Genomic DNA, 10,442 nt, shown 5'->3' on the forward strand with positions numbered 1-10,442 from the left:
CCGCCGGCCGGCTTCCGCGTCAGAAGCCCGGCTGTCCGAGCGGCCACGGGAACTCGACACAGAACTGCCGGCCTCCCACCCACTCGGCGACCCAGTCCCCGAGATCCATGGGGACGCACCAGTCGACGGGGTTCGTCACGACGTCGTCCGGCAGTGGCGACGGGAGCGGCACACCGGGGTCGGTGCCGTCCGGCGGTGCGGGCTGCGCCGGTGACGGTTCGGCGGGCGGCTCCAGCGGCCCGGGCTCCGAGGGATCGGGCCCGACGGGACCCGGTTCGACCGGGCCGGGCTCGACAGGCGCCGGCTCGACAGGGCCGGGTTCGGCGGGCGTGGGCTCCGCGGGACCGGGCTTCGCATACATCTTCGAGCGGAACACTTTCGAGGACTGCGGATTGTCTTCGCACTGCCACACCCCGTGCGGGCAGTAGTCTGTGATCGTCTGGTAGAGCGGCTTGTGACGGTCGATCCATTCGAGCATGCGGCGCATGTACTCGGGATTGTCGCCGTTCCGGAAAAGCCCCCACTCCGGATACGAGATCGCCTTGTTGTGCGCCGCGGCGAACTCGACCTGCTTCCGCAATCCGTACGGAGCATTCACCTGTTCGTCGAACGTCCCGCCCGGAGGCTGGTCGTACGAGTCCATCCCGATGATGTCGACCACGTCGTCACCGGGATAGCACTCGGTCCAGGGAATGGCGTCCTGACCGCGATTCGGAGCGAAGTCGAATCGGAACTCCTGCCCGGGGACGGAACGCATGGCCGTGACGATGCGGTTCCAGTACGCCTTCCACGCCTCGGGGTCCGGCGCGCAACGGTGCGTGTACGTCGTGCCGTTCATCTCCCAGCCGAGGACGATCACCGTGTCCGGGACACCCGCCTCGACCAGCCGGGACGCGAGGGTGCGGAAGTGCTTGTCGAAGCTGCCCTGCGCCCCGGCGGTCAGCAGCGCCCTGACCGCGCCGTCCGGCAGCCGCGCCTCGCTGCGCTCCAGCATCGGGACGTTGAGCACGAACATCCGGTCCTCGGCGCCGCGCCGCCAGTCGGCCCACGGACGCAGGAACTCCGGCCGGCCCTCGATGTTGGCCCAGCGGTCGCCCGGGAGGTACGTGTGAGCGACCTTCAACTCCCGCCCGCCGAGCCACCGGGACAGTTCGGCCATGCGCTCGACACCGGGCGGACCGTAGTGGAGATAGGCCCCCACGGCCACCGGTGGCTTCTCCGGAGAATCAGGACCGTCGTTCGCGCGGGGGGCCGCACCCGCGGTCGATATTCCGGAAACAGCGCTGGAGACAAGGAGACCGGCGGTGACCGTTCCGATGCCCGTGCGGATGAGACGGCGCCTTGGTGGCATGAATTCCTCCTCTGTGGGGCCCGTTCCGGGATGCAACGACCGTAGGCAGAAAGTCGTACGAACGGGCTGCCCGAAGAGGAGTCGGTAGGCCATTAGCGAAGAGGCGCGCTCGCGTCAGGACCATCCAGGTGAAAGGTATGACTCGAATGCCGATCATCGACACGGGAGTGCCCGCTCTCGTGCTCCGGCTCGACCGGAATCCCTTTCACCACGGCACCCTAGGAGCCGTCAGATCGCTGGGCCGCGCCGGTGTGGAGGTGCATGCCGTGGTCGAGTCGGCCCGCAGCCCGGTCGCCCGGTCCCGCTATCTGCACCGGGCCCATGTCAGGCCTCCGGGCGAACTCCGCCCGGAGGACTTCGCCGGCCTGCTGCTCGACGTGTCCGACCGGATCGGCCGGCCCGCCGTGCTCATCGCCATGGACGACCTCGGCGCCGTCAGCATCGCCGCCAACGCACCCCGTCTCGCCCCGCGGTTCCTCTTCCCCGACCAGTCCGCCGACGCCACGGCGGCACTCGCCGACAAGGCCGAACTGGTACGGCTGTGCGAGCGGGCCGGGATCGCGCACCCGGAAACGGTCGTGCCGAAGACCGCCGCCGAGGCCGCCGCCGCGGTACGGCAGCTCGGGCTGCCGCTGGTCGCCAAGTGGAGCCGGCCATGGCTGCTGGACCCGCGGACGGGCCTGCGCAGCACCAGCCTCGTCACCTCGTCCCGCGCGGTGCAGCGCCTGTTCGAGCGCACCGGACAGGCCGGCAGCAGGCTGGTGCTCCAGCGTCTGCTGCCCGAAGGGCCGTACTGCGACTGGTTCTTCCACGGCTACTTCTCCCGGCGGTCCGACCTGCTGCTCGGCGGCACCGGCCGCAAGGAGCTCGCCTGGCCGCCCGGGGCCGGGCTGACCGCGAAAGGCAGCTGGCAGCACAACGACGAGGTACGGGCGGCGGCCCTCAAACTGGTGGCGCACTCCGGGTACCGGGGGATCCTCGACCTCGACTTCCGGCGTGACCCGGCGGGCGGTGCCTACCGGCTCCTCGACGTCAACCCGCGGCCCGGCGCGCAGTTCCGGCTCTTCACCGACGAGGACGGACTCGACGTCGTGCGGTCCCTCTACCTGGACCTCACCGGCAGCGAGGTGCCACGGGCGGCCGGCCGGCCGGGGCGGGTCTTCGTGGCGGAGAACTACGCGCTGCTCTCCGCGGTCGCCGGTCGCCGGCACCCGGCCCCCGGACGGGCCGGCGCCGCGCACCGCGGGGTCGAGACCGCCTGGTTCGCCCGTGACGACCTGCTGCCGTTCCTCGCCATGGCCGCCGCCTGGCTGCGACGCGGCCTCGTCAAGGGCACGGACCGCCTGCGACCACTGCCGCGGCAGCGGACATCACCTTCCATCGCCGGACCAGAGGCCACACCAGAAGGAGCGGGAACCGCATCATGTACGACTTGGCAGTGATCGGCGCCGGCCCGTACGGGCTCTCCGTCGCGGCACACGCCGCCGCGGCGGGGATGAGCCTGCGGGTGTTCGGCAGAACCATGGCGTCCTGGCGGGACCACATGCCGGAAGGGATGTTCCTCAAGTCCGAGCCCTGGGCCTCCGACCTGTCGGACCCGGGCGCCAAGTACACCCTCGCCGACTACGCCGCCGTCCGCGGCTTCGAGGTGGCGCACGGCCGTCCGCTCCCGATCGCCGACTTCTCCGGGTACGGCATGTGGTTCGCCGAGCACGCGGCGCCGCCCGTCGAGGAACGGACCGTCACCCGGGTCGTCCCGTCGGCCCGCTGCTTCCGGGTGGAGACGGCGGACGGCGACGGCGTCGAGGCGCGGACGGTGGCGCTCGCCGTCGGCATCATGCCGTTCCGGCGCGTGCCCGAGCCGCTCGCGTCACTGCCCCCGGCCCTCTGTTCGCACAGCAGCGGCCACCTGGACCCGAGGGGGTTCGGCGACCTCGACGTCACCGTCGTCGGAGCCGGTCAGGCGGCGCTGGAGACAGCGGTCCTGCTCGCCGAGCACGGGGCACGGCCGCAACTGGTGGCCCGCACGGACCGGATCCGGTGGAACACCGTGCCCCTGCCGCAGCAGCGCGGGCGGCTGAGCACCCTGCGCACCCCGCTCAGCGGTCTCGGCAGCGGCTGGACCACCTGGGCGTGGTCGCAACTGCCCGGGGCGGTCGGCCGGCTGCCCGCCGGCCTGCGGGAACGCCTGACGGCCGGCGCGCTCGGACCGGCAGGCGCCTGGTGGCTCCGCGAGCGCTACGAACAGCGGGTGCCCGAACTGCTCGGGCACAGCCTCCGCCGGGCCTCGGTGCGCGACGACGGCCGGGTGCGGCTGGAGCTGAACATGCCCGGCGGCGGTACCCGTTCGCTCGATACCGGCCATGTCGTCGCGGCGACCGGCTTCGTCCCGGACCTGAACCGGCTGGGCCTGCTTGACCCCGGTCTCCGCCAGGCGCTGCGCAGGGCGGGCACCGGCCGGGCGCCGGCGCTGACCCCCCGGTTCGAGTCGAGCTGCCCCGGGCTGTTCTTCGCCGGTCTGCTGACCGCGCCGACGTTCGGCCCCGCCATGCGGTTCGTGTACGGCACGGCGTTCACGGCCGACCGGCTCGTCGCCGGTGTGCGGCACCGGCTGCGCCGATGACACGCCGGACGGCAGGACCGGGGCGGTGCGCTCAGGCCGGGTGCCGGTCGTAGAGCCAGCCCCTGCGGGACTGCGGGGAAGCGGACCTGGCGGCCGGCTCTTCCGGGACGGGCGGGGGCGGGAAGAGGCTGAGCCTGGTCCACTCCCCGTCCGGCCGGCCCGGCATGGTGCGGCCGGCGGCCGTCCACTCACGCGCCAGTTGGTCGTAGATGGGACTGCTGCCCGTCGGCGCGGCCGTCGGATCCGTACTCGTCTGGACGCGCTGCCATCGAGCCGGCGCGGTAATCCTTGCCATATGACCGCAAACGCGCGGCCGGGGCCGAAGTCACTGCCCGGGCCCGGTGGTGGGGGACGGGTGGAACGGCCTTTCGAGCCGGTCGCCCGCGGCAGTGAGATTCACCCGTACGACTCGGGGCGTGCCGCGGCCGATCACCCCTGGCGGAGCCGAAGATACGCATCAACGCGCGCCGCGGAAAAGGGGATCGATGCGACACATGGCGACCGTGCTGGTGCCGGCACTCCTCCTGGGCCTCACCGCATGCCAGAGCACCGGCGGCGCCGGTGCGGAGCCGGCCCCCGGGGCGTCCGCCGGGGCGCGGACGGCCGCCGCCGGCATCGGCGACACCGCCGACATCGGCGGCGCACGGTTCGGCGAGCATCTCCAGGTCTCCCTGCGCGCGTTCGTCGACCCCGCCGTGGCGAAGGGGACCGCGCCCCGGCCCGCCGCCGGACACCGCTGGGTCGGTGTGGAGCTGAGCCTGGCCAACGTCGGCGGCACGGCCCACGAGTCGCCCCTCGGCAGGACTTGGGTCGTCGACCACCGCGGCAAGCGCCACCCGGCCGTCCGCTCGGGGGAGCTCACCACCGGCTCCCCGCTGAAGGTACGGACGCTGACCGTCGGCGAACACGCCGACGGATGGCTGGTGTTCGAAGTGCCCTTCGGCAGCCGCGCCGTGGCGCTCGACTGCACGGTCGGCGGCGAGCGGCACACCTGGCGGCTGTGAGGGAAAACGGCGGCGGCCTCTCGTCGAGGGCGGGGAACGGCACTTTGCCGTCGGGTTCCCCCGTCCAGGTGAACGAGGGCCGGTAGTCGGCGTGCCCGCCACTAGGGTGCCGATCCATGACCACAGCGAACACCCCCCGATCCGCCGTGAACCGCAGCCGGCTGGGCACGCTCTCCCTGCTCGCCTGGACCGGGGATCCCGCTCAGGGCCATGACACGCCCTATCTGCTCACCTACTCCCTCGGCGACGGCAGCGACGGGCCGGCCGCGGGGGAGGAGGAGGCCCTGGCGATGATCGCGGAGCTCGGGCTGACCGTCGGCGACGAGATGCACGACCACACGCACGACGGCTCGCACCCGATCCAGCTGCTGGTCGAAGGCGGCCAGGCCGTCGTCAACATGCCCTACCTGAAGGCCCAGTGCCCGGCGCCGCCGGAGTGGCTGGCCGCCGCGGACCGGCGCGGCCACGTCCACTTCATGATCGCGAGCCGCCCGTGGCCCGAGGGGACCCCGGGCGTGCCCGTCAGCGACGAGGCCTTCCAGTCCTTCCTCGGAGACGAGACCACCCTCACCAGCTCGGCACACGTACTGCTGCCGGTGTCGCGGCTGCGCCGCTGACACCGGGCCTCCTGGCAGAAGGTCCGCGTCCGGAGACTCCCGCCCGGGCCCCTCGGGTCAGGGAGCGTCGAACGCGAAGCGGAGCGACCCGACGCGGTTGTCGAAGCTGGAGTCGACCAGGCACGGCGCGCCGACCGCCCGGAGGCCGCCGGTCCTGGTGAGCAGTTCGTGGAACAGGGCCTTCATCTCCTGCCTGGCCAGGTGCGCGCCGAGGCAGTAGTGCGGACCGCCGCCCCCGTACCCCAGGTGCGGGTTGGGGCTGCGGGTGATGTCGAAGACGTCCGGATCGTCGAAGACGGCCTCGTCACGGTTGGCCGACGCGTAGAACAGCACCACCTTCTCGCCGGGACGGAAGCCGTGGCCGCCGAGCTCGCACTCGGCGGCCACCGTGCGGCGGAACTGGATGATCGGCGTCGAGTGACGGACGATCTCCTCCACGGCGCCGTCCGCGTACCCGTCGAAGTCCGACTCCAACAGGGCTCGCTGCTCGGGGTGTTCGCTGAGCAGCGACAGCCCGTGCGCGATCGCGTTGCGCGTCGTCTCCACGCCCGCGACCAGCAGCAGCGAGAAGAACGCGCCCAGTTGCCGGGAGTTCAGCGCCTGGCCGTCCACGTCCGCGCACACCAGGGCGGAGACGAGATCCCCCGTGGGCCTGCGGCGCCGCTCACGGGCCAGGCCCGCCATCACCAGCTGCATATGGGCCAGGGCGCGCAGTCCGCGTCCGGGCATTCGCAGCCGGGACCGCAGGCCGCGCTGCACGCCCACGTTCTCGGAGGCCTGGTCGATACGGGCCGCGATCTCGGCGCGGGCCTCGCCGGGGACGCCCATCAGGTCGCAGATCACCTCGAAGGGCATGCGTGAGGCGACCGAAGGGACGAAGTCCCGCGGACGGCCCGCCAGCATCTCGCCGACGATGCGCCGGGCGACCTCCCGGACGTTGTCCTCGGTGGCGGCCAGCAGTCTCGGCGTGAACGAACGGGCCACGATCCGGCGCAGCATGGCATGTTCCGCACCGTCCATGTTGACCATGGAGTTCCCGAAGACCGCCTTGGCCCAGGAGGCCGGCTCCGGGGTGGTGACGCCCGGCGCGCTGGCGAAGTCACGCGGGCGCCGGCTCGCCTCCGCCACATCGGCGTGCCGGACCAGCGCGTAGAAGCCGGGCCGGTCCCCGAACCGCACGGGGGTGTCGCGTGCGCGGAGCTCGGCGAAGGCGGCGAGCCGGGCAGGACGCGGCAGCCGCCAGAACGACGGGTCGGACAGATCGGTCTCGGGGGCGTGTGCGGCGGGCCGGGCAGCGGCCCGGCCGGGAATCGTCCTCACCACGGCAACCTCCAGGTGCTCGGGGCCACATGCTGGCCCATCGCGGCGTCAGCATGCGTCCCGACATTGCTGCGGACGGGCGGAATTTGCACGGGTCCGCCCGTCCGGATCGTTGTGACAGGACGACGGAGACTCCGTTCGGCACATGAGGGGACGTACACAGCGATGAAGTTGACCACTCGGGGAACTCTGGCGGCGGTACTGGCATGCATGGGCTCGGCCGTGGCGGCCGCGCCCGCGGTCGCCGGGACGTCCGTGCCTGTCGTCCTGCCGCTCGAGAGCCTGGAGACAGTGGTACCGGTCGAGGCGCCGGACCTGCGCACCGGTGTGCCGGTCCCCGTGCCCGGCGCGCCGGAGGGGCCGCGGCACGTGACCGGGACCCTGGTGCCGCAGGACACGTTGCCTTCGGTGCCCCTCAGCAGCGAACTGCCCCGGACCCTGCTGGAGGTCCCGGTGGAGAACCCGCTCGGCGAGGGCAACCTCGGCGTCGCGGAGGTGCTCGCCCCGGAGTCGGACGTGAAGGTGGCGAGCCCCGGTGCGTCGCTCGGCGCGCCCGTGACCGCCCCCACCGGTGCGTTCGGTCTGCCCGAGCCCACTCTGCCGGATGCCGCGCTGGTCGCGCCGGTGCTCCAGGCCGCGCCGGCCGGCACCTTGCTGTTCCGCTGACGGACACGGTCTGCTCCCTCGGGTGGGGGAGCAACCCTTTGACGGCGGCGTCGTTGTCCCACGAGAACCGTTGTCGACACGGCGTCGCGGTACGTCCGCGGGCGGCAGCGGTCATCGCGTGAGGACACCGACGGGAGGGGCGATGCCATGAGCACGGGCACCAGGGGCGCCACCCACGGCGGAGCGGTGACGGGCGGTGGATCTCCCGCCCGCCGGCTGGTACTGCGGGGCCTCTTCACCGTCGGGGCCGTCGCCGGCACGGCCGGGGCGCTGCTGCCGCTCCTCGCCAGGCGCGGCGGGGACACCGGGGACACCGGAAAGTCCGGCGGGAACAGGGCTGCGACGTCCCGGTCGCTGGAGCGGTTCGCCGAGACGTACCAGGGCCGGCACATCCAGGGCAGCGCCACCGTGATGGTCCCCGCCGACGACGAGGACCCGTACGTGGACGGGGAGGCCGCCGACCGGGTCCGTTCCGGCCGGCCCGCCGGGCGCGCCCGGCCGGCACCGAGCGTGGAGGTCCGTATCGACGGCCGGCCGCTGCATGTCATGCGGCGCGCCGACGGTACGTACCTGAGCCTGGTCAACCACTACGAGTCGTTCCCGACGCTGCGGGACGTGGCCCGCGCGGCCGTCGACGAACTGGGCGACGCCCAGCTCTCCTTGACCCCCATGACCGCCATGCACAGCGCCTGAACAGGGAGGCCGGCAGCCCGTGTACACCCGCAAGAACCAGCGGAACCTGACCCGTTCGGAGAAGCGGCGGCTGGTCGGGGCGCTGCTTGAGCTCAAGCGCTCCGGCCGGTACGACGAGTTCGTCAGGATGCACGGCGAGTACTACGTCACCGACGCGGAGGACCGTCCCCGTCCCGCCCACATGACGCCGTCGTTCTTCCCCTGGCACCGCAGGTTCCTGCTGGAGTTCGAGCGGGCGCTGCAGCAGGTCGACCCTGGTGTGTCCGTCCCGTACTGGGACTGGACGACGGACAACTCGCCCGCTTCGTCGCTGTGGGCCGACGATCTCATGGGCGGCACAGGACGCCGCGGCGACCGGCAGGTCATGACCGGCCCCTTCGCCCATGTCAACGGTGACTGGCGGATCGACGCCCGGATCTCCGAAGGCCATTTCCTCACCCGCGATCTGGGCCGACCGGGCAACCCGGTGTCGCTGCCGACGAAGGCCGAGGTGGCGCAGGCGCTGGACGATCAGCTCTACGACGCCGCACCGTGGGACTCCACGGTACCCCGCGGTTTCCGCAACCGGATGGAGGGCTGGAGCGCCGGCGGCTCCCAACGCTGGCGCCTGCACAACCGGGTCCACCGATGGGTCGGCGGCCTGATGATGAGCGCCACCTCTCCCGACGACCCGGTCTTCTGGCTCCACCACGCGTACATGGACCTGCTGTGGACGCGCTGGCAGAAGGCGCACCCGGGATCCCGCTATCTGCCGGACAAGAGGCTCGAGCGGTCCGATCCGCAGTACGGGCGGGTCTTCTCGGCCGACGAGCCGATGCCGCCGTGGGACGTCAGGCCGTCGGCGCTCATGGACCACACACGCTTCTACCGGTACGCCTGACAGGACGTCCCGTATGGGCGGCGGGCCCCGGCAGCGTACGCCGCCCTTCCGGGGCGGGCATGACTGCGGCCTCCCCCGGAGTGGTGAAGGGGAGGCCGCAGCGGTCGGTGTGGTCAGCCGCCGTAGGCGCCGTGGTGGCCACCGTCGACGTTCGCGCACGGGTTGCCGAAGGTCGGGTTGAGCAGGGCGATGACGTTCACGGTGTTGCCGCAGACGTTGACCGGCACGTGCAGGGGCACCTGGACCGCGTTGCCGGACACGACACCGGGGGAACCGGCAGCGCCACCGTGCGCTCCGGCGTCGGCGGCAGCCATGCCGGCGCCGCCGGCCAGGATGGCACCGGTGCCGGCGACTACGGCGGCTGCCTTCGCGATACGCGACATCAACTTCTCCTTGCAGGACGAGAGTGGGCCGCAGGATTGCGACCAGCACATTCCGTTCAACGCCGGAACCGACGGGGCGGTAACGGATCAAAATCAAACTTGTCGCTCGATCCGACCGGCCGCCCGGGCGGGAGCAGCGCCCGAAGCCGATCCTCGATCGTTTGTTCGGTTTCGGAGGTACGGTGAGAGACATGGCAGCACATCTCCAGGGATCCCTCTTCGACCAGACCGACGAGATCCGTCTCGGTCCGCTCGGCGACACCCGGCGCACCGTGCTCGGCGACGGCGCCTGGATCGACGTCCTGCCCGGCTGGCTCTCCGGGGCGGACGCCCTGTTCGACGAACTCGTCGGCACCGTGCCCTGGCGGGCGGAACGACGGCAGATGTACGAGCGGGTGGTCGACGTGCCGAGGCTCCTCGCCCACTACGGGGAGGACGACCCGTTCCCGCATCCCGTCCTTGAGGAGGGGCGGGACGCCCTCTCGCGGCACTACGCCGAGGAGCTCGGCGAGCCGTTCCGCACCGCCGGCCTCTGCTACTACCGGGACGGCCGGGACAGCGTCGCCTGGCACGGGGACACCATCGGACGCGGCTCGCACGAGGACACGATGGTCGCCATCCTCTCCGTCGGCGCACCGCGCGAGCTGGCGCTCCGGCCCCGGCGGGGCGGCGGCGCACAGGTGCGCAAGGCGCTCGGCCACGGCGATCTGATCGTGATGGGCGGCTCGTGCCAGCGGACCTGGGAGCACGCCGTCCTCAAGACGGCGCGCCCGGTCGGGCCGCGCATCAGCATCCAGTACCGGCCGCGGGGCGTGCGCTAGGGTCTCTCGTTTGGATCAGGCCGGATCAGGGAGCGGGGTCTGGTGCGTGCGATCGCAAGGCGGAGGAGGGAGGCATGGCGGAGC

At 72.3% G+C, this 10,442-nt stretch carries 12 protein-coding genes; 8 read left to right on the top strand and 4 right to left on the bottom strand.

Annotated elements, in window-relative coordinates; genetic code table 11:
* Positions 1-19 precede the first annotated feature (19 nt).
* Positions 20-1,351 carry a glycosyl hydrolase gene (locus tag ACWGH4_RS22540; RefSeq protein WP_453463671.1) on the bottom strand — a complete coding sequence of 444 codons (1,332 nt, stop codon included), beginning with the start codon at positions 1,349-1,351 and terminating at the stop codon, positions 20-22.
* Between the two features lie 137 nt (positions 1,352-1,488).
* On the opposite strand from ACWGH4_RS22540, the gene ACWGH4_RS22545 reads away from it, so the two are divergent.
* Complete coding sequence (locus ACWGH4_RS22545) at positions 1,489-2,793, top strand: carboxylate--amine ligase (protein WP_453463674.1); 1,305 nt, start codon at positions 1,489-1,491, stop codon at positions 2,791-2,793.
* The gene (locus ACWGH4_RS22550; protein WP_453463677.1) at positions 2,775-3,974 is read left to right on the top strand and encodes an NAD(P)-binding domain-containing protein; all 1,200 of its coding nucleotides are present in this window, start codon (positions 2,775-2,777) and stop codon (positions 3,972-3,974) included. Before ACWGH4_RS22545 ends, ACWGH4_RS22550 begins: the two co-directional genes overlap by 19 nt.
* A 31-nt stretch (positions 3,975-4,005) precedes the next feature.
* On the opposite strand, the gene ACWGH4_RS22555 is transcribed toward ACWGH4_RS22550, so the two are convergent.
* On the bottom strand, positions 4,006-4,269 hold the full coding sequence (locus ACWGH4_RS22555; RefSeq protein ID WP_453463679.1) for a hypothetical protein: 264 nt from the start codon (positions 4,267-4,269) through the stop codon (positions 4,006-4,008).
* Between the two features lie 190 nt (positions 4,270-4,459).
* On the opposite strand from ACWGH4_RS22555, the gene ACWGH4_RS22560 reads away from it, so the two are divergent.
* Both ACWGH4_RS22560 and ACWGH4_RS22565 read left to right on the top strand, forming a co-directional pair.
* Positions 4,460-4,978 carry a DUF4352 domain-containing protein gene (locus tag ACWGH4_RS22560; RefSeq protein WP_453463682.1) on the top strand — a complete coding sequence of 173 codons (519 nt, stop codon included), beginning with the start codon at positions 4,460-4,462 and terminating at the stop codon, positions 4,976-4,978.
* 116 nt (positions 4,979-5,094) lie between these two features.
* Positions 5,095-5,595, top strand: coding sequence for a DUF5949 family protein (locus ACWGH4_RS22565; protein WP_453463685.1), 501 nt, complete (start codon positions 5,095-5,097; stop codon positions 5,593-5,595).
* A gap of 57 nt (positions 5,596-5,652) precedes the next feature.
* On the opposite strand, the gene ACWGH4_RS22570 is transcribed toward ACWGH4_RS22565, so the two are convergent.
* The gene (locus ACWGH4_RS22570; RefSeq protein ID WP_453463687.1) at positions 5,653-6,918 is read right to left on the bottom strand and encodes a cytochrome P450; all 1,266 of its coding nucleotides are present in this window, start codon (positions 6,916-6,918) and stop codon (positions 5,653-5,655) included.
* A 162-nt stretch (positions 6,919-7,080) separates the two neighbouring features.
* Here ACWGH4_RS22570 and ACWGH4_RS22575 point away from each other — a divergent pair, with 162 nt between their 5' ends.
* The 3 genes from ACWGH4_RS22575 to ACWGH4_RS22585 all read left to right on the top strand — a co-directional run bounded on the left by ACWGH4_RS22575 (position 7,081) and on the right by ACWGH4_RS22585 (position 9,154).
* Complete coding sequence (locus ACWGH4_RS22575) at positions 7,081-7,581, top strand: hypothetical protein (RefSeq protein ID WP_453463690.1); 501 nt, start codon at positions 7,081-7,083, stop codon at positions 7,579-7,581.
* Between the two features lie 147 nt (positions 7,582-7,728).
* On the top strand, positions 7,729-8,274 hold the full coding sequence (locus tag ACWGH4_RS22580; RefSeq protein ID WP_453463693.1) for a tyrosinase family oxidase copper chaperone: 546 nt from the start codon (positions 7,729-7,731) through the stop codon (positions 8,272-8,274).
* 19 nt (positions 8,275-8,293) lie between these two features.
* Positions 8,294-9,154 (top strand): tyrosinase family protein, encoded by an 861-nt coding sequence (locus tag ACWGH4_RS22585; protein WP_453463696.1) that lies wholly within the window; start codon positions 8,294-8,296, stop codon positions 9,152-9,154.
* A 113-nt stretch (positions 9,155-9,267) separates the two neighbouring features.
* Here ACWGH4_RS22585 and ACWGH4_RS22590 read toward each other — a convergent pair whose 3' ends face one another.
* A complete protein-coding gene (locus ACWGH4_RS22590; protein WP_453463699.1) occupies positions 9,268-9,537 on the bottom strand; it encodes a chaplin in 270 nt (89 codons plus the stop codon).
* A 191-nt stretch (positions 9,538-9,728) separates the two neighbouring features.
* Here ACWGH4_RS22590 and ACWGH4_RS22595 point away from each other — a divergent pair, with 191 nt between their 5' ends.
* On the top strand, positions 9,729-10,358 hold the full coding sequence (locus ACWGH4_RS22595; RefSeq protein WP_441263938.1) for an alpha-ketoglutarate-dependent dioxygenase AlkB: 630 nt from the start codon (positions 9,729-9,731) through the stop codon (positions 10,356-10,358).
* Positions 10,359-10,442: the final 84 nt, after the last annotated feature.

The sequence above is a fragment of the Streptomyces sp. NPDC054847 genome (assembly GCF_053610925.1).